This window comes from Streptomyces sp. NPDC015345, assembly GCF_043078805.1.
Lineage (GTDB): Bacteria > Actinomycetota > Actinomycetes > Streptomycetales > Streptomycetaceae > Streptomyces.
On record NZ_JBIBTX010000006.1, the window covers coordinates 1 to 23640 of the forward strand.

The 23640-nt window shown below is 71.0% G+C and carries 20 protein-coding genes; 15 read left to right on the forward strand and 5 right to left on the reverse strand.

Features of this window, described 5'->3' with window-relative positions; genetic code table 11:
• The 5 genes from ACF062_RS24515 to ACF062_RS24535 all read left to right on the forward strand — a co-directional run.
• Positions 1 to 635: CE1759 family FMN reductase (locus ACF062_RS24515; protein ID WP_392141227.1), on the forward strand; the 635-nt coding region annotated here is incomplete at its 5' end.
• Positions 636 to 850: 215 nt separating this feature from the next.
• Positions 851 to 1576 (forward strand): alpha/beta fold hydrolase, encoded by a 726-nt coding sequence (locus tag ACF062_RS24520; protein WP_392141229.1) that lies wholly within the window; start codon positions 851 to 853, stop codon positions 1574 to 1576.
• Between the two features lie 59 nt (positions 1577 to 1635).
• Positions 1636 to 2475 (forward strand): alpha/beta fold hydrolase, encoded by an 840-nt coding sequence (locus ACF062_RS24525; RefSeq protein ID WP_392141230.1) that lies wholly within the window; start codon positions 1636 to 1638, stop codon positions 2473 to 2475.
• Between the two features lie 89 nt (positions 2476 to 2564).
• Positions 2565 to 3545: an SMP-30/gluconolactonase/LRE family protein gene (locus ACF062_RS24530; RefSeq protein WP_392141232.1), complete on the forward strand. Its 981-nt coding sequence runs from the start codon at positions 2565 to 2567 to the stop codon at positions 3543 to 3545.
• Positions 3546 to 3564: 19 nt separating this feature from the next.
• Positions 3565 to 4101, forward strand: a complete 537-nt coding sequence (locus tag ACF062_RS24535; protein ID WP_392141234.1) for a MaoC family dehydratase — start codon at positions 3565 to 3567, stop codon at positions 4099 to 4101.
• On the opposite strand, the gene ACF062_RS24540 is transcribed toward ACF062_RS24535, so the two are convergent.
• The gene (locus ACF062_RS24540) at positions 4071 to 7334 is read right to left on the reverse strand and encodes a cytochrome P450 (RefSeq protein WP_392141236.1); all 3264 of its coding nucleotides are present in this window, start codon (positions 7332 to 7334) and stop codon (positions 4071 to 4073) included. The genes ACF062_RS24535 and ACF062_RS24540 overlap by 31 nt on opposite strands.
• A 188-nt stretch (positions 7335 to 7522) precedes the next feature.
• Between ACF062_RS24540 and ACF062_RS24545 the strand changes: the two genes are divergently transcribed.
• The 4 genes from ACF062_RS24545 (at position 7523) to crcB (ACF062_RS24560) (ending at position 9741) form a co-directional block, all read left to right on the forward strand.
• A complete protein-coding gene (locus ACF062_RS24545) occupies positions 7523 to 8350 on the forward strand; it encodes a LuxR C-terminal-related transcriptional regulator (RefSeq protein WP_392141238.1) in 828 nt (275 codons plus the stop codon).
• Positions 8351 to 8537: 187 nt separating this feature from the next.
• Positions 8538 to 9026 carry a fluoride efflux transporter CrcB gene (crcB, locus tag ACF062_RS24550; RefSeq protein ID WP_392141240.1) on the forward strand — a complete coding sequence of 163 codons (489 nt, stop codon included), beginning with the start codon at positions 8538 to 8540 and terminating at the stop codon, positions 9024 to 9026.
• Positions 9023 to 9370 (forward strand): DUF190 domain-containing protein, encoded by a 348-nt coding sequence (locus tag ACF062_RS24555; RefSeq protein ID WP_223778439.1) that lies wholly within the window; start codon positions 9023 to 9025, stop codon positions 9368 to 9370. The genes crcB (ACF062_RS24550) and ACF062_RS24555 overlap by 4 nt, the downstream gene beginning before the upstream one ends.
• Positions 9367 to 9741 (forward strand): fluoride efflux transporter CrcB, encoded by a 375-nt coding sequence (gene crcB, locus ACF062_RS24560; protein ID WP_392141242.1) that lies wholly within the window; start codon positions 9367 to 9369, stop codon positions 9739 to 9741. The genes ACF062_RS24555 and crcB (ACF062_RS24560) overlap by 4 nt, the downstream gene beginning before the upstream one ends.
• A 34-nt stretch (positions 9742 to 9775) precedes the next feature.
• Here the strand turns inward: crcB (ACF062_RS24560) and ACF062_RS24565 are convergent, their stop codons facing one another.
• The 3 genes from ACF062_RS24565 to ACF062_RS24575 form a co-directional block, all read right to left on the reverse strand.
• A complete protein-coding gene (locus tag ACF062_RS24565; RefSeq protein WP_392141244.1) occupies positions 9776 to 10711 on the reverse strand; it encodes a chitinase in 936 nt (311 codons plus the stop codon).
• Positions 10712 to 10796: 85 nt separating this feature from the next.
• On the reverse strand, positions 10797 to 11360 hold the full coding sequence (locus ACF062_RS24570) for a dihydrofolate reductase family protein (protein WP_392141246.1): 564 nt from the start codon (positions 11358 to 11360) through the stop codon (positions 10797 to 10799).
• A 168-nt stretch (positions 11361 to 11528) separates the two neighbouring features.
• The gene (locus ACF062_RS24575) at positions 11529 to 11894 is read right to left on the reverse strand and encodes a tetratricopeptide repeat protein (protein WP_392141247.1); all 366 of its coding nucleotides are present in this window, start codon (positions 11892 to 11894) and stop codon (positions 11529 to 11531) included.
• Positions 11895 to 12024: 130 nt separating this feature from the next.
• On the opposite strand from ACF062_RS24575, the gene ACF062_RS24580 reads away from it, so the two are divergent.
• The 6 genes from ACF062_RS24580 to ACF062_RS24605 all read left to right on the forward strand — a co-directional run bounded on the left by ACF062_RS24580 (position 12025) and on the right by ACF062_RS24605 (position 22525).
• Entirely contained in the window at positions 12025 to 12990 is a 966-nt protein-coding gene (locus ACF062_RS24580; protein WP_392141249.1) for a pirin family protein, read from the forward strand.
• Positions 12991 to 15274: 2284 nt separating this feature from the next.
• Positions 15275 to 16021: an ABC transporter ATP-binding protein gene (locus ACF062_RS24585; RefSeq protein WP_392141251.1), complete on the forward strand. Its 747-nt coding sequence runs from the start codon at positions 15275 to 15277 to the stop codon at positions 16019 to 16021.
• Positions 16018 to 18537 (forward strand): FtsX-like permease family protein, encoded by a 2520-nt coding sequence (locus ACF062_RS24590; protein WP_392141252.1) that lies wholly within the window; start codon positions 16018 to 16020, stop codon positions 18535 to 18537. Before ACF062_RS24585 ends, ACF062_RS24590 begins: the two co-directional genes overlap by 4 nt.
• Before the next feature lie 71 nt (positions 18538 to 18608).
• Positions 18609 to 19847, forward strand: coding sequence for a sensor histidine kinase (locus ACF062_RS24595; RefSeq protein WP_392141254.1), 1239 nt, complete (start codon positions 18609 to 18611; stop codon positions 19845 to 19847).
• Positions 19835 to 20482: a response regulator transcription factor gene (locus tag ACF062_RS24600; protein WP_392141256.1), complete on the forward strand. Its 648-nt coding sequence runs from the start codon at positions 19835 to 19837 to the stop codon at positions 20480 to 20482. Before ACF062_RS24595 ends, ACF062_RS24600 begins: the two co-directional genes overlap by 13 nt.
• A 1158-nt stretch (positions 20483 to 21640) precedes the next feature.
• On the forward strand, positions 21641 to 22525 hold the full coding sequence (locus ACF062_RS24605) for a DUF5655 domain-containing protein (protein WP_392141258.1): 885 nt from the start codon (positions 21641 to 21643) through the stop codon (positions 22523 to 22525).
• 633 nt (positions 22526 to 23158) lie between these two features.
• Here ACF062_RS24605 and ACF062_RS24610 read toward each other — a convergent pair.
• Positions 23159 to 23629 carry a hypothetical protein gene (locus ACF062_RS24610; protein ID WP_392141260.1) on the reverse strand — a complete coding sequence of 157 codons (471 nt, stop codon included), beginning with the start codon at positions 23627 to 23629 and terminating at the stop codon, positions 23159 to 23161.
• Between the last annotated feature and the right edge of the window lie 11 nt (positions 23630 to 23640).

Sequence of the window (23640 nt, forward strand, 5' to 3'; positions counted from 1 at the left end):
GCAGTCCTTCTTCTACGCGGTTGTTGGCTGACCGGCTTGCGGCTGCTGCCTTGGCGGGGGTTGATGCCGGGGTTGAGGTGGTCGAGTTGCGGGATGTGGCCACGGAGATCGCGGGGCATCTGGTGACGGGGTTTCCGCCGGAGCGGCTGGCGGGTGCGTTGGACGCGGTGGCGGCGGCTGATGGGCTGATCGTGGTGACGCCGGTGTTCGCGGGTTCGTACAGCGGGTTGTTCAAGTCGTTCTTCGATCTCATCGACAAGGACGCGCTGACCGGGAAACCCGTGCTGATCGGTGCGACCGGGGGGACGGCTCGGCATTCGCTGGTCACCGAGCATGCGATGCGGCCGCTGTTCGCCTATCTGCGGGCGCTGGTCGTTCCGACGGCCGTGTATGCGGCCTCGGAGGACTGGGGGCAGGACGGCCTCGCGTCCCGTATCGCCCGCGCGGGGCGGGAGTTGGCGCGCTTCATGGCGGGGAGCGGGCAGGGGGCCGGGCCTGTGAAGGCGCCCGATACCGACACCGCTGCCGCGATCGCGCCGCGTTCACTGACCGGCGCGATCACGTCCGTGGATCCGGACAGCGGCTTCGATGTCGTCCCCTTCGCCCAGCAGCTCGCCGCCCTGCGCGTCGAGTAGCCAAGGGCTGAGTACCGAGGGTCGAGCAGTCGAGGGCCGACCCGCCGCGAGGCAGGCAGTCGAGGCCCGGGCAGCCGCCTCATGGCACGCACAGGCAAGCATCAGGACGCGGACAGGCAAAGCGCCCCCGCCTTCGCCCTCAATACTCCACATGTACCTGGGGTGCGCGTTTTCCGCGCGCACCCCAACTCACCTACCCATCAACGGAGTTGCACATGACCCGCACTGAGAAGCCCACCGTCGTCCTGGTCCACGGCGCCTTCGCCGACGCGTCCAGCTACGCCCGCGTCATCCCCGCCCTGATCGCCCGCGGCCTGGACGTCGTGGCCCCCGCCGTGCCCAACCGCAGCCTCATCGGGGACGCCGCGTACGTCGCCTCGATCGTCCGGCAGATCTCCGGCCCCGTCGTCCTGGTCGGGCACTCATACGGCGGCGCCGTCATCACCGTCGCGGGCGCCGAGGACAACGTCCGGGCCCTTGTCTACCTGGCCGGCTACGCCCTGGAGAAGGGGGAGAGCCTCGGTGAGCTCCAGGGCCGCTTCCCGGACTCCGACCTCGCCGCCGCGCTCGTCCAGACGCCCTTCCCGGTCGAGGGGTCGGACACCCCGGGCATCGACGTGTCCGTACGCGTCGACAAGTTCCCGGCCATCTTCGCCGCGGACGTCGACCCCGACCTCGCCTCCGTCCTCGCGGTCTCCCAGCGGCCCCTGGCCGCCCAGGCGTTCGGCGAGGCCGCGCCGGTCGCGGCCTGGCGGACGAAGCCCTCCTGGGGCCTGGTCGCCGCCTCCGACCGCACCATCAACCCCGATGTGGAGCGCTACGGCTACCAGCGGGCCGGCATGACCACCGTCGAGGTCGACTCCTCGCACCTGGTGATGCTCTCCCACCCCCGGCGCGTCGTCGACCTGATCGGGAAGGCCGTCGAGGCCACCTCCCGCTGATCCGGCCGGCCCGCGAACCCTGCCCGCCCGCTCCGCCACCACTCCCCGGAAAGCGAACGATGAACGCACCCCTCTCACGCCGCGCCGTGACCACCTCCCTCCTCGCCGGTGCGGCGGCCCTCGGCACCACCGGTGTCGCCGCCGCGGCCGCCCGGCCGGTCGAGCCCCGGTGGCGTCCGGCCAGACCCACCGTCGTCCTGATCCACGGCGCCTTCGCCGACGCCTCCAGCTGGAGCGGTGTCGTGCGGCGCCTCCAGCACGGCGGCCACCGCGTCCTCGCGCCGGCGCTCCCGCTGCGCGGACTGAAGAGCGACGCCGCGTACATCCGCAGCGTCCTCGACGGCGTGACCGGCCCCGTCGTCCTCGTGGGGCACTCCTACGGCGGCGCCGTCATCAGCGAGGCCGCCGCTGACGCCCCGCACGTCAAGGCGCTGGTGTACATCGCCGCCTTCGTACCCGATATCGGCGAAAGCGCGCTCGGCCTCACCGACAAGTACCCCGGGAGCACCCTGGGGCAGGCCACCGCCACCCAGACCTACCCGCTGCCCGGCGGCGGCGAGGGCACGGAGCTGGTCATCAAGAAGGAACTGTTCCGCGAGCAGTTCGCGGCCGGGGTGCCCACCAAGACCGCGCAGGTCATGGCCGCGGGGCAGCGCCCGATCGCCCTCGCCGCGCTCCAGGAGCCGGCCACGGCCGCGGCGTGGAAGAAGATCCCGAGCTGGTACCTCGTGGCCACCGGGGACCGCAACATCCCGCCGGCCGCCGAGCGTTGGATGGCCCGCCGCGCCCGCGCCCACACCGTCACGGTCCGCGCGCCCCACGCGGTCTCCGTCAGCGACCCCGGACCCGTCACCGACCTGATCCTGCGCGCCTCCCGCGCGGTACGCGCCGCCCGCTGAGCGGCCGTTCCAGGGCCCGAGCGGGGCACACCCCCGACCGACCACAACCCGACCGACCACAAGAAGACTCCCAGAGAAGAGCAGAGAGCATGTCGAGTCCCACCCTGGTGCCACGCCGGCGCCACCTCCTCACCACGGCGGCCGTCACCGCCATGGCCCTGACCGCCGTCATCGGCAACGCGCACGCGGCAAGCGACCCCGTGTCGCACGTGCGCGTCGTGTCACACCTGGACATGGCCGACGGCCAGCGCCCCGAGAACATCACCCTCGGACCGGGCGGCGCCGCCTACGTCACCTTCGCCTTCAGCCGCCAGATCGCCCGCATCGGCCCCGACGGCCGGGTACGCGTCCTCGCGACCCTGCCGGAGCCGCCGGCCGGCAGCAGCACCCCCGTCCTCTCCTCACCGTTCCTCGGCGGGATCGTCCGCGCGGACGACGGGACGCTCTACTTCCTGTACGCCAGCGGCAGCGCCGACTTGACCGGCGTATGGCGGCTGCGCCCGGGAGGCACTCCGCAGCGCATCGCCGCACTCCCGCCGAAGGGCCTGCCGAACGGCCTGGCCCTCGACGAGCGCGGCGGACAGCTGTACGCCACCGACTCCGTCCTGGGCGCGGTCTGGCGTGTACCGACCTGCGGCGGCACCCCCACCAAGTGGGCGACCGCCCCCGAGCTGGCACGGGAAGGCTTCCTGGGGGCCAACGGCGTGAAGATCCACCGCGGCGCGGCCTGGGTCACCAACCTGGACAAGGGCACCGTGCTGCGCATCCCGATCGCGCGGCACGGCGCCCCGGGGCCCCTGGAGGTCCGGGCGACCGGACTCGTCGACATCGACGACTTCGCGTTCACCGGCCGCGGCGACACCCTGCTGGCCGCGATCAACGCGGACAACGAGGTCGCCCTGGTGCGGCCGGACGGCCGGCACACCATCGTGCTGACCGCCGCCGACGGCCTCCAGAACCCGACGTCCCTCGCCATGCGCGGCACGAAGGCGTACGTCGCGAGCGGCGCCTACTTCACCGACGAGGATCCGAACCTGCTGACCGCCCGGATCAAGTCCGCCGGTCACTGACCACCGAGAGGATCCCACGATGGAGAAGCGGCCCCCGGCGCCGGGGACGGCGGCCACGTCCCCGGCTCCCTTCGACCCCGAAGCCTTCCTGGTCGTCCCGGCCAGGACCTTCGAAGAGCTGCGGACCGGTGAGGTCTTCCGGGCCCCGAGCCGCACGCTGACGGACGCCCACGCCGCCGCGTTCCAGACGGTGTCGGCCGACAACCATCCGGTGCACTACGACGCCGAATGGGCCCGCAGACACGGCCACCCCGCGCCGGTGGTCCACGGTCTCCAAGTGCTCGCGTTCACCGCCCCGGGAGCCACGCTGTTCCCGCACGTCATCGGGGAAGTGTTCATCAGCTTCCTCGAAGTGTCCTGTGACTTCCTGGCCGAGGTGCACTCCGGGGACACCCTGTACCCGGCTCTCACCATCACCGGCCTGGAGGCGCGGGGCGACAACGGTGTCGTCACCACCGAGGCCACCGTGCACAACCAACGCGGTGAGCTGGTGCTGTCCGGCCGGCACAAGTACCTGCTGCGGCGTCAGCTGCCCGCGTATACGTCCTCGACGTAGCGCCCCGCGTCGACCAGCTCCGCCCACCAGGCCTCGGCCGCCGCGGCGTCGCCACCCGCGTACTTCGTACGAATGCGCTGGAACGCCTCGCGCACGCCCGGGGCCATCCGGGAGCCGTCGCCGCAGACCCGCACGACGGCTCCGGCCTCCAGCAGCCGCCAGATCTCCTCGCCCTCGGCCGCGATCCGGTGCTGGACGTAGAACACGTCGCCCCCGGGGGCCTTGGAGAACGCGGGACGCATGGACACCGCGCCCGCGCGTTCCGCGTCCTCTAGCTCCGCGCGGTGCAGGTAGTCGACGTCGGGGTGGTCACAGCCGAAGTAGCAGAGCGCCGGGGCCAGTTCGGCGCCGTCGCGCGACCGCGCCAGGCGGTCGGCGATCACTCCGCGGAAGGGTGCGAGGCCCGTACCCGCGCCGACCATGATGACCGGTGTCCGCGGGTCGTCCGGCAGGCGGAAGGCATCCCGGCAGGGCTGCACGCGCGCGTGGAGGGTGTCACCGGGCAACAGGCCGTGGAGGTAGGAGGATCCCGTGCCGCGGAAGGTGCCGCGACCTGAGCGGTTCGGGGCCGACAGGAGGGAGACCATCAGGTCGGCGTGGCCAGGTGAGGCGGTGGGCGACGACGAGATCGAGTAGTGGCGGGTCCTGATCGGCGGCAGCAGTTCGAGCAGCACGGGCCACGGCAGCCGCCCCCGCAGCGCCGGGTGGTCCTCGACCAGATCGAGCAGACCGCCCTGCCGCGCCGCCAACGCCTCGGGGTCGGCGGCCAGTTGCTCCAGGGAGATCCGCTCGGGCGGGCACGGGTTGTGCTCGGCGAGCAGCGCGGCCTGGGCTGGGGTCGGTGCGTCGCCCAACTCCACGTAGCGGGTGAGGAGTTCACGGGCGGTGACCGGGCGGTCGAGCGGTAGGGTGGCCCGGCCGGGCCGGTGTGCCCGGATGTTCAGTACCGTGTCCAGGCCGACGCCGAGCACGGCCGCCGCGCGCTCGACCGACTCCGGCGCGTTGGCGGGGAGCACGGTCAGGTGGTCGGCGGTGCGGTAGGTCACGCCGCCAGGGAGCGCGACGCGCAGGAACCGCTTCGGGCGGGCCGCCGGATGCGTCATGTCGACGAGATCGGCGCTCTCCGCGACCGTCATCGCCACCGTGCCGTGCCGGGCGGCGAGCGCGTCCAGCGGCCCGCCGGTGACCTCCACGACGTCGTACGTCCTGGCCGGGGCGGCGGTGTCGGCGGCCCCGGCGCTCTCCGGGTCGCCGTACCGCCGCAGCAGTGTGTCCCGCAGCGCCGAGGCGAAGTGCCGTACCGCACCGGACAGGTCCCCGGAGGCGTCGGCCTCGGCGCGCTCCAGGAGCCGGGTCGCGCCCGACGCGGCGAGCGCGTCGTCGATGAGGGTGGGCACCCGCTGGTAGGTCGCCGCCCAGTTGCGGTCGCCGACGCCGAGCACCGCGTACCGTACGCCGGTGGCCGCGTCCGGTGCCGCGTCCGTCAGCCAGGACAGGAACGCGCGCGCGTCGTCGGTCGGCCGGCCGTTGTAGGAGGCGGCGACGATCACCACCGGCGTCCCGGTGGGCAGCGCGCCCGCGGCTTCGTCCAAGGGCGCGACACACACGTCGAAGCCCAGGTCGGCGGCCTCCTCGCCGAGCTGCTGCGCGTACGTACGGCAGGTCCCGAAGTTGGAGCCATGCAGCACGGTCAGCGCGGTGCCCGCCGGGACGCGCGTCGGCAGCCCGTCCGCCGGGCGGCGGTCGGCCGCGCCCGGCGTGCCGTCCGCGCCGGTGAGGGCGACGAGCTCACGCAGGGCGGACCGGCTCCGCTCGCGGTCCTCGGGGGTGCGTGCCGCCAGGGTCATCGTGAAACCGTCGGGCTTGAGGGTGAGGGTCTCCTTGACCTTCAGCTCGTAGCCACAGTGGTCGATGAACCGGTAGCGGTGGATGAGCATGCCGAGCAGCATGGTGGCCTCGTGCAGCGCGAACTGCCGCCCGATGCAGGCGCGTTCACCCGTCCCGAACGGCTTGTACGCGTGCGGGGAGCGGGCCGCTTCGGCCTCGGGCGCGAAGCGCTCCGGATCGAACTCCTCGACGTTGTCGCCCCAGACCGGATCGCGGTGCAGCATCGGCGTGAGCACCACCACGAACTCGCCGGCCTTCATCCGGTGGCGCCCGCCGAGCGTCGTGTCGGCGAGGGCACGGCGCTGGAACGCCGGCGCGGTGGGCCACAGCCGCAGCGCCTCGTTGAGGACCTGACGCACGTAACGCAGGCGGCCCACGTCCTCGTACGACGGCTCGGGGTCGGGGGCGCTGCCCCACAGCGCGTCCACCTCGGCCTGTGCGCGGTGCAGGACCGCCGGGTTCTTGAGGAGGTGGTAGAGAGCGAAGGAGAGCGTGCCCGAGGTCGTCTCGTGCCCGGCGATCAGGAAGGTGATGACCTGATTGCGGATGTTGGCCTCGTCCAGGACCTCGCCGCTGCCGGGGTGCGGGGAATCCAGCATCAGGCCGAGCAGGTCGTCGGTGGAGGTGTCGCCCGCCGCCTTGCGGGCCCCGATGACCTCGTCGACGACCCTCGCCAGGAAGGCGGCGTCGGCGGCGAACTCCGCGTCCTCGGCGGAGTAGTCCCCGCCGGGCGTCCGGGCCAGCTTCGCCTGACTGTGCCCGAGCGACCGTACGAGGGCCTCGACGAAGGGGTGGGGTTCGGTACGGGCGAAGGACTCGAAGTCGTAGCCGAAGCCGGACAGGCCGATGGTGTCCAGGGTCATCCTGGTCATGTCCTCCGACACCTCCACCGGAGCGGACTGCGCCGCGCCCGGCGTGAACCGCCCGTCCCAGGAGGCGATGAGGCGCCGGGCGACCCGCAGCATGTGCGGGTGGTACGTACGCATCGAGTTCATGGCGAAGGCGGGAAGCAGGATGTCGTGCGCCTTCGCCCAGTTGGGCTCGTCGTCGTAGGCCGTGAACAGGCCGTCACCCGCGATGCCGCGGACGTTCTCCAGGGCCGGCCCGACCCCCTTGGCGAACCGTGTCTCGTCGGAGAGTTCCTCGACCAGTTCCAGGGACGAGGCCCAGACGCTGTCGCGTCCGTGGAAGCGGCGGACGTAGAGCGGGCCGTACCGGCGCGCGAGCTCCACGGCCTGCTGAACGGGGGTGCCGCTCAGCCCCGTTGCCGTGACATCGACGGTGGGCGGTCCGGGATCCGGGGCGTTCCGGAGACCGTGGACCTCGACAGTGGGGGATTCGCTCATGGCCAGTGCCTCTTCCCAAGGACGTGGGGGAGTTGAGCGCCCGACGTGCTGGGCGCGCACTCCACCGTCCCGTGACCCGGACGGCCGCCCGCCGCGAGAACTACATAATCTTGTAGGGGGCTTTTCCGCGCAGTCGCTTGCGCGGACCGGGGTGACATGTGTGAGGGGGCAGGGAGAGGAGGCGGGACGTGTCCCGAACAGGCGGTGGGCCGCGGGGTGGCGCGGCGGACGCGGGCAGGCCGAAGGTGGCGGACGCGGCGGTGTGGCGGGGCAGGTTCCTCAGCCTGCTCGACCGCTCCCCGGTGCCGACGGCCATCAGCAGCGGCGAAGGGCTGGTCTCCGTCGCCAACCCCGCCTTCGCGGGGGCCCTTGGACTCCAGCCGGGCCGGGTCGCGAACCGCATGCTGCTGGACCTGCTCACGCCCACCAACAGGAAGCAGCTCCGCAAGCTCGACGAGGCCATGCGTTCCGGCCGCAGGTCCCGCTACCCGGTCGAGGTCAGCTGGACGGCCGGGCAGGCCGTCCGCCACGGCAGGCTGACCGTGGAGCCGGTCACCGATCCGCTGGAGGAGACACCGCCCCTGCTGGTGACGCTGCGCGTGGCACAGGAGCGGGCACAGCCGTCCGCGTCGGGCCCGGGCGGCGCGACGCGCTCCGGGGAGGCGGGGGAGGACTACGCGCACCCGGCGCTCAGCGCGCAGGAGGCGCGTGTCCTGCGGCTCGTCGCGGGCGGCGCCACGACGGCGGTGGTCGCGCGCACCCTCGGCATCGGCGTCGACGGCGTCAACTACCACCTGACCCGGCTCTGCCGCCGGCTGCGGGTCCAGAACCGGACGGCGCTGGTGGCCCGCGCCTACGTACTGGGTCTCCTCGACGCGACGGCGTGGCCGCCCGAGGTATCGGCGCCCACCGCGCGACAGGCCCCGCGAACGGGTCACCGCCCCCACGTCCCGCCTGCCCCGCCCGGCCGTGCCCTGCCGGAGCCTGGTGACGCGGTGTTCCGGCCGGGCGGTTAGCCTGGTGTCAGCGGCGATCTTCCGGGCCGGGTGATCTTCCCTGGATCACGGGTCCGCCCGGCCTCCGGGGCGCCGCGCGGCGGTGGGGCCCGCCGTACCCGAACCGCGGCGAAGGATGCCGCCAACGGTCCCTACTTGCGAACGAGTGCGCCCGGCGACGGGCGACGCGAGTAGGAGGCGCACGCCCATGGAAGCCCAGCGGCCCGAAGCGGTCGGCGAACCCGCGGAACCCGATCTCGACCTGTCCGCGCCCGCCCGGCGGCGGGGCGGGACGGCGCACGGGCAAGGTTCGGTCCTCGCCGTGGTGGCGATCGGCGGCGCCATCGGGGCATCGGCGCGCTACGGCGCGTCTCTCGCCTGGCCCGTCGCCCCCGACGGCTTCCCCTGGCCGACGCTCCTGGTGAACGCGGTGGGATGCGCGATGATCGGCGTCTTCATGGTCCTGATCACCGAGGTGTGGGCGGCGCACCGCCTCGTGCGGCCGTTCTTCGGCACGGGCGTGCTCGGCGGCTTCACCACCTTCTCGACGTACGCGGTGGACATCCAGCGACTCGTGAGCGGCGGCCACGTCCGCACGGGCCTCGCCTATCTGGCACTGACGCTGTTCGCGGCGCTCGCGGCGGTGTGGAGCGCGGCGTGGACCACGCGCCGCCTGATGGCGTGGAGGCGGTCATGACGAGGCTCACGGGCACGGCGCAGCGGGTGACGATCTTCATCGGGGAGTCCGACCTCTGGCACCACAAGCCGCTCTACACCGAGATCGTGCACCGCGCGCACCGGGCCGGACTCGCCGGGGCGAGCGTCTTCCGGGGCATCGAGGGATTCGGCGCCTCGTCGCTGATCCACACGCACCGGCTGCTCTCCCTCGGCGAGGACCTGCCGGTCGCGGTGGTGATCGTGGACGCGGAGGACAAGATCCGCGCGTTCCTGCCGCAGCTCGACGAACTCGTCGCGGAGGGCCTGGTGATCCTGGACGACTGCGAGGTCATCCGGTACGTGGGACGGGAGGAGGACCGGTGAACTGGCTGTCCGTGATCGCCGGGGCGATGATCGGTGCCCCGCTGCGCCACCTGACCGACCGTGCGGTGCGGGCCCGCCACGACACCGTCTTCCCGTGGGGCACCTTCACCGTCAACGTCGTGGGCTGCCTGGTCCTCGGCGTGCTCGCCGGGGCCGTTTCGGCGGGCGCCGCCTCCGCCTCCGCGCAGCTGTTCCTCGGCACCGGTCTGTGCGGGGCCTTGACGACGTACTCGACCTTCTCGTACGAGACGCTGCGGCTCGCCGAGGGCGGGGCCCGGCTCTACGCGGCTGCGAACGCCGTCGGAAGCGTCGTCGCGGGCCTCGGCGCGGCCTTCCTGGGGGTGGCCGTCGCCGAGGCCCTGTGGCTGTGACGCACCTCGACCGCCGCGACCGGCTGTCGTGGTCTCAGCGGCGGATCTTCAGCGCCGAGGCGACCTCCGCCGCCCACTTCCAGGGCGCGGCGGTGCCGCCGGGCTGGGAGTTGAAGTACTCCCAGCCCGCCACCCCGCCGAACCCCGGGTGCTTCGAGGCGAGCGCGCCGAGCGTGGACTTCAGCGTCGCCATGCCGACATAGCCGCTGCCGCCGTTGGCCGGTGACGTGAGCGTTCCCGCGACCACCTTCGATGCGGGAATCAGACCGCGGGTGATGATGGCGTCGTAATCGGCCGTGGAGTTCATGCGGCCCCAGCCGTTGTAGAACTGCGCGTTGAACCACGCGATGTCACCGCCCCGGCTGCGGTAAAGGGCGTCGTAGTCGAAGCCGGAGAGATTTCCGCCGCCGCTGAGCGCGCTGCCCACCGGCGCGAGCGTAATGATGAAATCGGCACCGAAGTCGGCGCGCAGCGCGCTGATGACGCGCTCGATACCGGCCAGCGACATCCGCTCCTCCACGTCGAGGTCGACGCCGTCGAGCTCGTACCGCCGGATGAAGTCCCGCAACAGCGGGTAATACGTGTCGAATTCCTCGTCGAGCCGGGTGAAGCTGCCGGGCGCCGCGCCACCGACCATCGCCAGCACGTGCACGCCCTGGCCGCGCAGGGTCTTCAGGTCGCGCCACATCCGGTCGTACTTGGCCGCGCCCGGCGGGTCGTCGTTCAAGTGCACCGGTGCGTAAGGGCCGTTGAGATCATTGAGGTGCACCGCGGCCACCAGTACGTCCGTGACGCCGGTGCGGTGCTCGGTGAGCGCGAGCGGCGACACGTACGTGCCATTCGCGTACTGCGTCTGGTAATAGACGACCACGCGTTTTCCCGCCGCGGACGGTTTCCGCGCCGCCATCGCCGTACCGCCCGACGCGGCCGTGAGAGCCAGTGCCGCGAGCAGGACGCTGCGCCTCTTCATGCTCATCTCTCCCCTGGGTCGAAGTCGCCGCAATTCTTACGGGGAGCTGCGGCGAATGGCTAGGGCAAGACAGAGCTAATGCGCATTAGTTGGTGAGCTCATGGCGGAGCTGTACGACGCCGTTGCCGAAGGTGTGGGTCCCGGCGAGCCGGAGGTCGGCCCGCACGTCGTGCGCCTGGAACATGGACTTCCCGCGGCCGAGCACGACGGGGTGGACGTAGGTGTGGATCTCGTCGATCAGGCCCAGGCGCAGGAAGGACGCGGCGAGGTCGGCGCCGCCGACGCAGAGGTCGCCGGCCGCGCTCTCCTTGAGGGCCCGGATCTCCTCGGGCACCACCTCGCGCAGAATCGTGGTGTTCCACTGGGCCTCGCGCAGGGTGCGCGAGAAGACGTACTTGGGCGTGTCACGCCAGATCGGGGCGAACTCCGCCTCGAAGTCGCTGCACGCGGGGTCCTGGTCGGCGGTGGGCCAGAACTCGGCCATGAGCTCCCACGTGACGCGGCCGTGCAGGATCCCGCCCATCGCCCGGACCTTGTCATTGAAGTGGCGGTGCAGTTCCTCGTCGACGAGATGCCAGTCGATCTCGTGGTCCGGCCCCTCCATGAATCCGTCCAAAGACGCCGACATCATCCAGATGATCTTTCGCATCGCGGTCGCGCTCCTCGCGGTCGTCGTCGCCGCGGTTCCGGCCGCCGTGGCGCCTTTCGAGACGATACGCGGCCGACGGGGCGGGTTGTGGCGTGGCGAAGGCCCCCGCGAGTCTCGCGGGGGCCTTGTGGGGGCCTTGCCGGGCCGGCAGGTGTGCGGTCGGTCAGGTCACTCGCCCCGTGGCGGCGGCGCCTGGCCGAAGTCGCCGTTCAGCGCCGCGGCCATCCGCAGGTGCGGTGCCGCGTCGGCCGCCCTGCCCTGCCGTTCCAGCGTGCGCCCCAGCATCAGGCGGGCGTAGCTCTCGACCGGGTCGAGTTCGAGGACCTTCAGCAACTCGGCCTCGGCGCGGCGCAGCTGGGCCGAGTGGTAGTAGGCGCGGGCGAGCAGCAGACGCGGGGCGACCTGCTCGGGCACCTCGTCGGCCAGGGTGCCGAGGATGCCCGCGGCCGTCGTGTACTCCTTGGCCTCGAAGAACTGCCGCGCACGCTCCCAGCGCTCCGTCGCGGTCCCGTGGTCGTAATAGGTCATCTCCATCGTCCGCCTCCTTCGCACGCTGCAACGAACCCTTGTAGTTGAATATTCCACCAGTGATGGCGTGTGGCTGCCGACGGTGACTCCCGGCGGGTGACTGACGTGCGGCGCCCACAGGACTAGGTTGTGCGGCATGAGCAATCTTGATCGCGAGGCGGTGCCGAGCAGATGCGGCGGCCGTGGCTTCGTCGTCGCGGAACCGGTACGTGAACTCCTCAGCCCCCGCCAGGTCAAGCTCGGCGAGTCCACCGAGGTCCGCCGCCTGCTGCCCAACCTGGGGCGCCGCATGGTCGGCGCGTGGTGCTTCGTCGATCACTACGGCCCCGACGACATCGCGGACGAGCCCGGCATGCAGGTGCCGCCCCACCCGCACATGGGACTCCAGACGGTCAGCTGGCTGCACGACGGCGAGGTCCTGCACCGCGACTCCACCGGCAGCCTCCAGACCATCCGCCCCCGTGAGCTGGGCCTGATGACCTCGGGCCACGCCATCTCGCACTCCGAGGAGAGCCCGCGGGCCCACGCCCGTTTCCTGCACGGCGCACAGCTGTGGGTCGCGCTTCCCGACGCCGACCGCCACACGGCCCCGCGCTTCGAGCACCACGCGGAGCTGCCGCGGCTCACGGCCCCCGGTCTGACCGCGACGCTGATCCTCGGCAGCCTCGACGGGGCGAGCTCACCCGGCACGACGTACACCCCGATCGTCGGCGCGGACCTGACGCTGGCCCGCGGCGCGGACGTACGCCTCCCCCTGGAGCCGGACTTCGAGTACGCGGTCCTCGCCATGTCCGGCGAGTCCCACGTCGACGGCGTCCCGGTCCTCCCCGGCTCCATGCTCTACCTCGGCTGCGGCCGCACGGAACTCCCGCTGCGCGCCGAGTCGGAGGCGTCCCTGATGCTTCTGGGCGGCGAGCCGTTCGAGGAGGAGCTGGTGATGTGGTGGAACTTCGTGGGCCGCAGCCAGGAGGACATCGAACAGGCCCGCGCGGACTGGGCGACGGGCTCCCGCTTCGGCGAGGTGAAGGGCTACGACGGTGCTCCGCTGCCCGCCCCGGAACTGCCACCGGTGGCGCTGAAGCCGCGGGGGAGGGTGCGCTGAGCTGGGCTTATGAGCCTGGCGCAGGCGAGTGTGGGGGTCTCTCGGGAGAGCCGTGATCGCCCGCGGCGGGCGTACCCGAAGGGTCGGGCCGATCTCGGGTGTGATCGGCCTGACCGCGGGTCGTGGCTTGCGCATGTCGGCACGTGTGACCAGGTCTGATCGGACTCATGCTGACCCTTTGCTGACTCTACTGACGAGTAATCAGATTGGTGTTCCCTGGCTGTGCGCTGGCGGGAGGGCAGGCGCCGCCATGCTTCGAGCGGTGGTAGCGGAATTGCTTCGCTTGTTGGCTGTCTGGTGCTGACTGGTTGAGGGGGCTTGCCAACGTGCCGCCCGAGGTGCGACGGGAACATCTATGAATGCATGTTCGTCCAGCCGAGCGGCCATTCTCGTGGCGAGCGGCGTGGACTTACGCCCGATGCGTGCGGAGTACCAGCAGATTCTTCATCTGCTGGTGGTACAGCAGCCGTACCCCGACTGACCAGGGGAAACGGTGCTTTGCGAGCCTTTCGCGCGAGGTTGGTCCGGAAATGGTCCGGATCTTGGTGGACACGGCATCGGCGGCATGGGCCGGTTGCATGGTGAGAAGTCGTGGGAGCGATCGGGAGCAGGTAGGACTGTCCCACGGGTAGTCCGTGCTGTGGGCTACGGCCGGTGGTCGTTGCAGAGCCATTCAGCGGGATAGAAGCGAGCAGGTGCCCCGCATGGTGGTAACCCAGCCCCGCACTCGCCTCGGTACACCACCAGCAGCGCCTGCTCAACCAACGGCAGACGCCCGGGACGGCCACCACCGGGCCCGTTCCCACCCCGCTCCCGCACCACGTTCACCAGCCGGTCGATCCGCAAGCCCGTGAATCTAACCACCCGCCCTGGCCCAACCCGCAACACCCGGCCCATGCGCCGGAAATACCCACCAGCGCGCCTTCTGCGGCACCCTTTGGCTGGAGGCAGGCGCGCGAGCCGCGATTCGACGGGGGCTCCTGGCGGAAAATGGCGTGCCGTCAGGACCCGCGTCTGATCCCGTCGCCCTGGACAGCAGACTTTGCTGTAAGCCGCTGCGTCGTAGCCATGCGGAAATCAGGGGCGAATAGGGATGCTGTCACATGCCCGTGCTCGGGTGCCCGGTGAAGGTGTGGCAGGGGTACGCGCGTTCGCGGGGGAGCCGTGGCGGGCGGCAGCGCGCGTCGATGCGTAGTTGTGCTCTCCTGTGCGCAAGAGGTGACCTCCGACGAGTCGTCCGGCCAGTGTTGTGTCGGCTAGCCGTCGGGGCGGCGTCGTGGTGAAGGGCGGGCTACTGCGGCGTCATGGGGGCACAATGCTGGGTAGCACCCGCGCGCAGCAAGTGGTCGGCATCGGCACGTCAGGTCAAAAACAGGAAGACCGCGATGGCGGAGAGCACGCTGAGAGAACTGGTCAGGGACTTGCAGCCGGGAGGGCCGGGGCCCTCCAACCGGCCCGGAGCTGCTGTGGTCGAGCGCCGAGGCCGGTGCCCGTCTGGACGATGTGCAGTACACGCTGGGCCAGGGGCCGACCCTGGACGCCGCGCGCGACGGCAGTCTGCTGCTGCCCGACGTGGAGCGCGCCCCCGCGACGCGCTGGCCCGCCTTCATCGCGGAGGCTCTGGCGCAGGGAGTGCGGGCCGTCTTTGCTCTGCCGCTGTCCCTGGGGGCGGCGCGGGCCCGTGCTCTGGTCCGCCACAGGTCCGGTGCGGGTTCGCTGTCGCAGCGGGCGCTCGATGACGCGCTGACGGTGAGTGATGCCCTGGCGGTGTTCTTGCTCATCGGCGCCCAAACGGATCCCGCCAGGCCCGGCCAGGGTGTCGAGACGATGGACCTCCACCGTGCCGAGGTCCACCAGGCCGCCGGCATGCTCACCTCCCAGCTCGGGCCTTCCCCCCCCCAGCCCCCAGCCACACCCTGCTCCTATTGCGCGCCCACGCCTTCAGCCACAACATGTCCCTGCTCACAGCCGCCCGTGACGTCCTCGCCGACCGCCTGCACCTGCACGGCGACCCCGGGTCTGGTCGGCCGGAACGCGTTCCTTGGTCGGAGCACAGAACGAAAAGTGCATGCCGCAGTCCAGTCCTCTCACGTTCACCGGCAGCCCCACACTCCAGGAGGTGAGGTTGGTAGCCGTTGTCATGCGCGACCGGTCAGCGGTGCAGTGAGGGGTTTGTCCTTTCGGCTGTCGGTTGGCGCTCCGCTCGCAAGGTAGGGCTACCCCTACCTTGATGTTACGAGTGGGCCATGTAGGCGAGCGGTCTCGTTCTGGCGAGGCTGGGGACATGGACCTCGTGAGTGATCCAGTGGCGGCTGCGGTCGAGCTGGAAGATGTGTCGAAGACGTATCCCGGTGGTGGCGGGACGCCTGTCCTGCGGGGAGTGACCGCACGGCTGGCGGCGGGGACGTTTTCGGCGGTGATGGGTCCTTCCGGGTCCGGTAAGTCGACGCTGTTGAACTGCGCGGCGGGGCTCGAGCGGCCCAGTGAGGGGCGTGTGCAGTTGGCCGGGGAAGACATCAGCGCGCTGCGTGAGCCGGCGTTGACGCGGGTGCGCCGTCGCCGGACGGGTTTCGTGTTCCAGTCGTTCAACTTGGTCCCGGCGTTGTCGGTGTGGCAGAACGTGCTGCTGCCGCAGCGCCTGGCCGGAGTGCGGCCGGACCGGCGTTGGGCGGACGAAGTACTGGCACGTGTGGGGCTGTCCGGGCGTAAGCACGATCGGCCTGATCAGCTCTCGGGCGGTCAGCAGCAGCGGGTTGCGGTAGCGCGGGCACTGGCCGGACGCCCGCAGGTGCTGTTCGCCGACGAGCCGACCGGCGCGCTGGATCTGGCTGCGGGGCACGAGGTGTTGGCGCTGCTGCGGCAGGCGGTGGATGAGCTGGGTCAGACGGTGGTGATGGTTACGCATGACCCGGCTGCCGCCGCTTGGGCGGACCAGGTCCTCTTTCTCACCGACGGCCAGGTCCATTCCTCCCTCCAAGACGTTTCGGCCGTGCGGATCGCCGCGGTAATGACGGAGCTGAGTGCCCGATGATTCGTCTCGCTCTTGCCACCGTGCGCCATCGCTGGTGGTCTTTCGCCGGGACCTTCGCCGGCACGACCCTGGCGGTGGCGTTGGTCGCCGCCTGCGGCACGCTGTTGTTCTCCGCACTGTCCTCCCCGGCGGGATCCGACCGGTACACCGCCGCTGATGCCGTTGTCAGCGCCCAGCGTCAGGTGTCCGTGCGGGACGGGGACAAGACCAAGAGCCGCCCGTTGTCAGGTGCGCCGGCGCTCCCCGATGGCCTGGCCGACCGCCTGGCCGCTGTGCCCGGAGTGGCGCGGGTGACGAAGGATGCATCGTTCCACGCTCAGCCGCTCACGGCCGGCGGGAGGCCGGTGGGGGGCGGTTCGGGCACGGCGCCGGTGATGGGGCATCCCTGGTCGTCCGCGGCTCTGACTCCTTTCCGGCTGGTCGAGGGTCATGCGCCCGGTGGTGGTGAGGTGGTGCTCGACGCGGGTCTGGCCCGCCGTACCGGTGTGCAGCCCGGGGACCGGGTGCGAATGGCCCTGCCACAACAGGTGTCCTCTTTCCGCCTCGCCGGCGTCGTCGCTGCCCCCGGCAGCCCGCAGCTCTCCTCACAGGGCGCGGTGTTTTTCTCCCCTGCGGATGCGGGGCGCCTGGCTCAGCCGGGCGATGCGACCGCGCTCGCCCTGCGCTTCGCTCCTGCGGCCGACACCGAAGAAGTGCTGGACAGGGTGCGGTCGGCCGCCGGACCGGACGTGCGTGTGCTCACCGGCGGGGAGCGGGTGCGGGCCGACGCGCCGACCGTGCTGGTCAGTTATACGGGCGCGGTCGGGGTGTTCGGTTCGATGGCCGGTATCACCGTTTTCGCCGCCTTGTTCGTCATTGCCGGGACCATCGCCTTCGCCGCCCGTCAGCGCCTTCGGGAGCTGGCCTTGCTCCGTACCCTGGGCGCCGCACCACGCCAGGTGCGCAGGCTGCTGGGCCTGGAAGCGTGGGCGGTGGGCGTGGCTGCCGCCGTGGTGGGGGTTCCGCTCGGACGGTGGCTGGCGAGCTGGGTGGCCGACCGGTTCGTGGCCACCGGTGCCGTCCCCGCCTCTCTCCAGGTAGACGGTGGTGTGTTGCCGCTGCTGATCGCGGCCGGTACTGGGGTGGGGGTGGCGCGGCTGGCGGCGTACTTCGCCGGTAGACGGGTGGCCCGGATTGCTCCGGCGGAGGCGATGCGGGAGTCGGCCGCGGCTCCGGCGGGCGGCGGCATCTGGCGCGTGGTGACCGGGATGGTGCTGGTCGCGGGCGCGGCGGCGGTGCTGCTTTTCACGCCGATGCGTGGCGGAATCGGCGTGGGGATGGGCTTCATCGGGTGCTCACTGTTGATCTGTGCCGCTGCCGCCCTGGGACCGTGGCTGGTGCGGACGGTGGCTGCCGCCCTGGGAGGTCTCCTTCCGGGAGCGACTGGTCGTCTGGCTGCCGCCAACACCAGGCGCTTTCCCGTGCGGGCGGCGGGGGCGGCGATGCCGCTGGCCCTGTTGTTCGCTCTCAACGCCACCATGCTGCTGTACTCCACCCTGCTCAGCGACCTCACCGAGCAGGCCGCCCATGCCCGGCTCGCACCCGCCCGCCAGACCCTGACCGCTGCGGGCGGCCCGGGTCTCCCGCTGGGCACCTACCAGAAGGCGGTCAAGACGCCGGGAGTGCGGGACGTTGATGCGACCGTGCCGACCGAGGTCATGGTCCGCAAGGGCGGCAAGCCGCAGCACTATCCCGCCCAGGGCCTGTACCGCACCGGAGACGGTGTGCTGGATCTGGAGATCACCGGCGGTTCCCTGGACGGGCTCGCCGACGGTGTGGCGGTCAGTACGGACCTCGCCGGAGCACAGCACTGGCAGGTGGGTGACAAGGCCGGGTTGTGGCTGCCGGACGGTACTCACGTCTCCCGGCCGGTGGTGGCCTTGTACGCCCGTTCCGCCGGGTTCGGCGACATGCTGCTGCCCGGCCCGCTGGCCTCCGCACACACTGCCAGGCCCCTGCTGTCCGCCGTCCACCTCGGCCAGAACCCTGGCGCGGCAGCCGTGACGGAGCTGCGGGCACACTTTCCGAACCTGTCCGCAAACAGCAGCACGGCGGACAGCCGTCAGGACGCCGAAACCGCCTCCCAGGAGGGAGCGCTGCGCCTGCTGACCGGTATCTCCATCGTCTTCACCGCCGTCGCCGTCCTCAACACCTTCGCCATGGCCGCCCTCGGCCGCCGCAGTGAGTACGCCGCTCTGCGACTTCTGGGCGCCACGGCCCGACAGGTAAGGGGGATGGCCGCGCGCGAAGCGGTACTGACGGTCACCGTCGGCCTCGTCGTCGGTGCGGGGATCGCCGCGGTGGTCGTGGGCACGTTCAGCAACGCCCAGGACGGTCAGTGGCGCATGATCGTCGACCCCCTCTGGTACACAGGGCTGCTGGCCGGTACCGGCCTTCTCGGTCTGGCCGCCGCCGCCCTGCCCACCCGCCTGGCCCTGGGCACCGCGTCGGCAGGTGGCGGACGGAGCGAGCAGTGAAGCCGACACGCCAGGCGGCGGCCGCCCCCTGTGCCACTGCTGTGCAGCCGGAGGTTCGTAGAGTGCGGGACATGGTCCAGCGCACCGTCCGGTCTCTGCAGTACCTGCTGCTGGGCCTGGCGGCGGGCATCGGGGCGCTGGTGACCGTCGTGGCCGGGGTCACCGGCTGCGCGGTCCTGGCCGTCACCCACCTGGGCGCCCCCGCCTTCCTGGCTACGACCTCCGCGATGCGCCGGCTCGCCGGACTCGAACGGCGCCGCGCCGCCCTCATCCTGCCCACCCGGATTCCCCCTCCTTACCCTGCTGCCGAAGCGAGCGTCACCTCCGGCCGGGCCCAGGAACGAGCTGCCCATCCCGCCACTTGGCGCGACATGGCCTGGCTGACGATCCTCTTCCCGCTGACCGTCCTCTGCGCCGTCATCGCCGTGGTCGTCCTCGCCGTGGACCTGGCGGCCCTCACCTCACCGGCCTGGGTCTGGGCACTGCCCGTAGAGCGCCGAGGCGATCCGGGGTTCATGACGGTGGCCTCGCCGGGGGGACAGGCTGTGACGGCGCTGGCCGGGCTGGTCCTGCTGCCCGGCGTCGCGTGGGTCGTACGCGCCCTGGCCACCGGCCAGGCTCACCTGGCCGCCGCATTGCTCAAGCCCGGCCGCACCCAGCAACTGACCGAACGCACCGACCACCTGACCCGCACCCGCAGCCGCGCCATCGACGCCCAAGCCGCCGAACTGCGCCGTATCGAACGTGACCTCCACGACGGAGCCCAGGCCCGCATCGTCGCGCTCGGCATGACCCTGGCCCTGGCGGAGCGACGCCTCAAAACCCTTGGCCCCGCCGCCGACCAGGCCCGCGCCGACCTGGCCGCGGCCCGCGCCGACGTGAACACCGCCCTGGACGAACTACGCCACCTCGTACGCGGCATCCACCCCCCGATCCTCACCGACCGCGGCCTGGACGGCGCCCTGACCGCCCTCCTCGCCGACCACCCCCTGCCCATCACCTCCGACATCCGCCTGCCCCACCGTCTGGCACCGGCACTGGAAGCCGCCGCCTACTTCCTGATCGCCGAAGCCCTCACCAACATCACCAAACACGCCCACGCCACCACCGTCACCGTCACCGTCCACATCCGCTCCGACGGCACCCTGACCGTCACCGTCACCGACGACGGACACGGCGGAGCCGACCCGAACGGCTCCGGCCTGACCGGACTGCGCCGCCGCATCGAAGCCCTCGACGGCACCCTCACCCTGACCAGCCCCACGGGCGGCCCCACCACCGTCCACGCGGAGATCCCATGCGCCTTGTAATCGCCGAAGACCTGCTCCTGCTGCGCGAAGGACTCATCCGCCTGCTCACTGCCACCGGCCACGAGGTCCTGGCCGCCGTCGACTCCGGCCCCGACCTGATCGCCGCCATGGACGCCCACCGCCCCGACCTCGCCCTCATCGACGTGCGCCTCCCGCCCGGCTTCCGCGACGAAGGACTGCGCGCCGCGATCGAAGTCCGCGCCCGACACACCCCCGCTCCGCCGGTGATCATCCTGTCGCAGTACGTCGAGCGCACCTACGCCGCCGAACTGCTGGCCGACGGCCAGGGCGGCGTCGGCTACCTCCTCAAAGACCGCGTCACCGACATCGACGCGTTCCTCGACGCCCTCGAACGCGTCGCTGCCGGCGGAACCGCCCTCGACCCCGACGTTGTCGCACAGATCTTCGCCCGCAACAGTCGGCACACCGGCCTCGCCCGTCTGACCCCCCGCGAGCACGAAGTCCTCGCCCTGATGGCCCAGGGCCTGTCCAACTCCGCCATCGCCGAACGCCTCGTCCTCGCGCCGGTCTCCGTCGAGAAGCACATCTCCAACCTGCTCGCCAAACTCGGCCTCCCCCTCACCAACGACACCCACCGGCGCGTCCAGGCCGTCCTCACCTACCTCAACGCCTGACCCGTCTGACACGCGACTGCCGCTACAAGTGACTCGCGATCTTCGCTCATGCCGCCTCCCTCGAGATCGACATGGGAGTCCCGCCAGCACCCTTGAGACCAGGGGTTTCACGCCTATCCCTAAGCCGCCTGGTCCAACGGGCGAAGCGCCCCCTCAACGACACGTGCGCGTGAGAGCCACGCCGACAACGGCTTGGCCCTTACCCGGCCCCTGGCTGCCGCTACGCTGCGGTCCACTCCAGCCCGAGACCGGGTTCAGGGTGTGGACTCGGCGTCCTCGGCATTGGCGCTCTCCGAGATATGGAAGGGGAGGGGGAGGGCCCGCAGTTGTTCCCGATGACGCATCATGTTGAATGCGTCGCGGCCCTTGAGCCCGCCGAGAAGGGCCCGCTGACCTGCGGTTTCGCCTGGTGTGCATTATGGGCGTTGTGTGTGTTACGGGCGATATCTTGACGCACGAGCGACGCACGTGACGCACGTATGACGCACGTTCGCAGTAGTTCCTGATGGGGCGTCAGGAGCACGAAAGCCGCCCCTGCTCCCCAGTTCATCTGGGAGGCAGGGGCGGCTTTCATATGTTCAGTGAGAGCTTCGGCGCGGACCGTTGTGGCGGTCAGGGTGCTGGCCGAGCCGCACGTCGTGGGTGCCGTGCCGAGGGGTACTCGCCCACGGCTCACCCGCTGAGTTGAGGGCTTGGCGAACAGGGGGCCTTGCTCACGGTCGCCGACGGCCTCTCGCAGTACCCGGCGCGTCTGCTCGCTGACAGGAATTTCGCGCCTGGTGGGGGTGACGTCTCCCACCGTCAACGCGAGAGCGTCGTCCAGCTTTACGTTGCCCTCGCAGAACAGCCCGGCAAGGGAGCGCACGTGTGCCGGGACGGCCTCGTTGGCGAGAAGGGCCTCGATATCTCTGGCTGAGAGCCCCTCATGCAGCGCCCAGTCGTCTGCTTGATGCGCTCGTTCTGGAAGGCTGTTGCGGGCAGCTTCGGCTTCGTCGTGCAAAGGGGCTCCTATCTCCAGCTTCCGGCCCGAAGCGGCAGCAGGGTTGCGTGACAACGGATCTGCGTTTTGGAGGCGACTCCTCATGCTGGACGGGCGAGGACGAAGGGATCCGTGGCTGTGGAAATATCCCTGCGCTCAGCGCTGTGCATGAAGGGGGAGTGGCGGTCCTGAAGCTGTTCAAAACAGCAGGTGGTGTCCAGGAGGTCAGCGCGCATCTTGCTGAGGTCGAGGCGGATGTGCAAGATCTCGTCGAGGCGCACATGGAGGCGATGCTGGGTGTCACGTTCCTGGCGAGCGAGTACGTCATCGATTGTGTCGACGGCGGGCGGATCGACTCGTTGGGCCTCGACGAGAACGGCGCACCCGTGATCGTCGAGTACAAGCGCGGTACCGACGAAGGCGTGATCAACCAGGGCCTGTACTGCATGGCCTGGCTGACCAACCACAAGGACGCCTTCCGGAACCTGGTCCGCGACCGGCTCGGGGTGGCAGCCGCGTCCCAGATCCTGTGGAGCGCGCCCCGGCTGATCTGCGTGGCCGGCGATTTCACCCGCTACGACGCGCACGCCGTGCGCGAGCACCGGCGCTCGATCGACTTGGTCCGCTACCGCTACTTCGGCAGCGACCACTTCGGCCTGGAGACCGTAGCCTCCGTCACCGGGCACCCGGCTCCGGCCAAGCGGGTGCGCCGACGAGCGGCCGGGGTGGCGGCCCGGAATCAGGACGGTGCGATGGCCGAGCTGGCCCAGGCGGTCGACGAGGTCCTGGTCGGACTCGGCGACGGCGTCACCCGGGCACAGCGCAAGCAGTACCGCGCCTACCGAAGGCTGCGGAACTTCGCCAGCGTCTGCCCGCCCCAGCAGACCAAGCTCCTCGTCTACCTCAAGGCCGACCCGAAGGAAGTCGACCTCGTACCCGACTTCACCCGGGACGTGACAGGGCTCGGCCACCACGGCACGGGCGACTTGGAACTGCAGCTGCGTACGGAGCGCGACCTGGAGCGTGCTGGAGACCTTCTCCGCCTCAGCTACGCCGCGGCATAGAGGTCTCCCGCTAGGGCATCGGCCCAAGCGGTATGTGGAGTTGTGGACTGTCGTCGTGATGCTGCCTTTTTCGCTAACCGGGGGTTCTGTGCTAAGTACCGAGGGGCCTCCGCTCCCTCGGCTTCAGCGTCCGAACGCGGTGCGTCAGCGCAGCGGATCGTTCCGCAAGTGCGCAGGCAGCGGCCGGTATAGCCGCCGTTGGGCCGCGTAGCCGTCCTGACCATCAACCGCCGGGTCACGAGCGTGATGAACCCCCAGTTCAGGTGGGCTTCGGCGTGTTGGGGAAGTCGCTCGTAGTCCCTAACGTTGCGGCGGGCCTCGAGCGCACCGCGGGTGACCGTAGACGCGAGGAGGCCCGTACACGCTGTGCGTGTACGGGCCTTTGATCGAGCGCCGGGCAGGCCTTGCACCTGCATTTCCCCGCAGGAAGCGGGGCGTCTTTCCTTGGACCACCAACGCATCACCGGCTGCCGCGTGTTGTGGCGACCAGTTCAAGATCTACTGTATCGGACAGAGGGGTGGGGGTGCGACATGAGACGGGCGTTGGGCGCGAAGACGGAGGCGGGAGAGCGCGCCAGGGCGGCTCGTGCGCGAAAGCGTTTGAGGTAGTAGGCCATCGCCGTACCCCTTACGTCAGCGGCGCCGCAGCCGGCGGAGGGCCGCGCGCGCGTCCTCGGCCGCGTAGGTGATGTTCAGGCGCCAGGTCTTCAGCTTGTCCTCTACCTTCGATGCGACCGTGCGCCACTTGAACCACAGGGGTAGTTCGCGGAACGGCACGTAGTCGAGGGTGTCGTCGACGGCGGTTTCGGCGAGGCCGCGGTGGCCCTCCGCCCGCAGGGCGGCGTACAGCTCGGGGGTGAGGGTGCCGTTCAGCCGGGCCGCGGTGCCGGCCGCGGTGTACGCGAATCCGCGCTGGCCGCGGTCCGGCAGCCGCATCGCCTTGATGATGCGCGGCGAGGCCGCGGCCAGCGGGCAGTTGCGGGCCAGGCCGATGGCCGCCGTACCCAGACCGTTCTCACCGCGCTCGTACGCCGCGTCCCAGTCCGCGGGGTCGTCGACTCCCAGCAGACCTTCTCCGGTCTCCCAGTTCCACTCGGCCGTCATGGCCACTCTTC

Bases quoted from the DNA above. Each gene is read 5' to 3' on its own strand.
- ACF062_RS24535 (WP_392141234.1), top strand. From the start codon at position 3,565: ATGGAGAAGCGGCCCCCGGCGCCGGGGACGGCGGCCACGTCCCCGGCT.
- ACF062_RS24525 (WP_392141230.1), top strand. From the start codon at position 1,636: ATGAACGCACCCCTCTCACGCCGCGCCGTGACCACCTCCCTCCTCGCC.
- ACF062_RS24610 (WP_392141260.1), bottom strand. From the start codon at position 23,629: ATGACGGCCGAGTGGAACTGGGAGACCGGAGAAGGTCTGCTGGGAGTC.
- ACF062_RS24580 (WP_392141249.1), top strand. From the start codon at position 12,025: ATGAGCAATCTTGATCGCGAGGCGGTGCCGAGCAGATGCGGCGGCCGT.
- ACF062_RS24520 (WP_392141229.1), top strand. From the start codon at position 851: ATGACCCGCACTGAGAAGCCCACCGTCGTCCTGGTCCACGGCGCCTTC.
- ACF062_RS24575 (WP_392141247.1), bottom strand. From the start codon at position 11,894: ATGGAGATGACCTATTACGACCACGGGACCGCGACGGAGCGCTGGGAG.
- ACF062_RS24570 (WP_392141246.1), bottom strand. From the start codon at position 11,360: ATGCGAAAGATCATCTGGATGATGTCGGCGTCTTTGGACGGATTCATG.
- ACF062_RS24555 (WP_223778439.1), top strand. From the start codon at position 9,023: ATGACGAGGCTCACGGGCACGGCGCAGCGGGTGACGATCTTCATCGGG.
- ACF062_RS24540 (WP_392141236.1), bottom strand. From the start codon at position 7,334: ATGAGCGAATCCCCCACTGTCGAGGTCCACGGTCTCCGGAACGCCCCG.
- ACF062_RS24590 (WP_392141252.1), top strand. From the start codon at position 16,018: ATGATTCGTCTCGCTCTTGCCACCGTGCGCCATCGCTGGTGGTCTTTC.
- ACF062_RS24530 (WP_392141232.1), top strand. From the start codon at position 2,565: ATGTCGAGTCCCACCCTGGTGCCACGCCGGCGCCACCTCCTCACCACG.
- ACF062_RS24585 (WP_392141251.1), top strand. From the start codon at position 15,275: ATGGACCTCGTGAGTGATCCAGTGGCGGCTGCGGTCGAGCTGGAAGAT.
- ACF062_RS24600 (WP_392141256.1), top strand. From the start codon at position 19,835: ATGCGCCTTGTAATCGCCGAAGACCTGCTCCTGCTGCGCGAAGGACTC.
- ACF062_RS24565 (WP_392141244.1), bottom strand. From the start codon at position 10,711: ATGAAGAGGCGCAGCGTCCTGCTCGCGGCACTGGCTCTCACGGCCGCG.
- crcB (WP_392141240.1), top strand. From the start codon at position 8,538: ATGGAAGCCCAGCGGCCCGAAGCGGTCGGCGAACCCGCGGAACCCGAT.
- ACF062_RS24595 (WP_392141254.1), top strand. From the start codon at position 18,609: ATGGTCCAGCGCACCGTCCGGTCTCTGCAGTACCTGCTGCTGGGCCTG.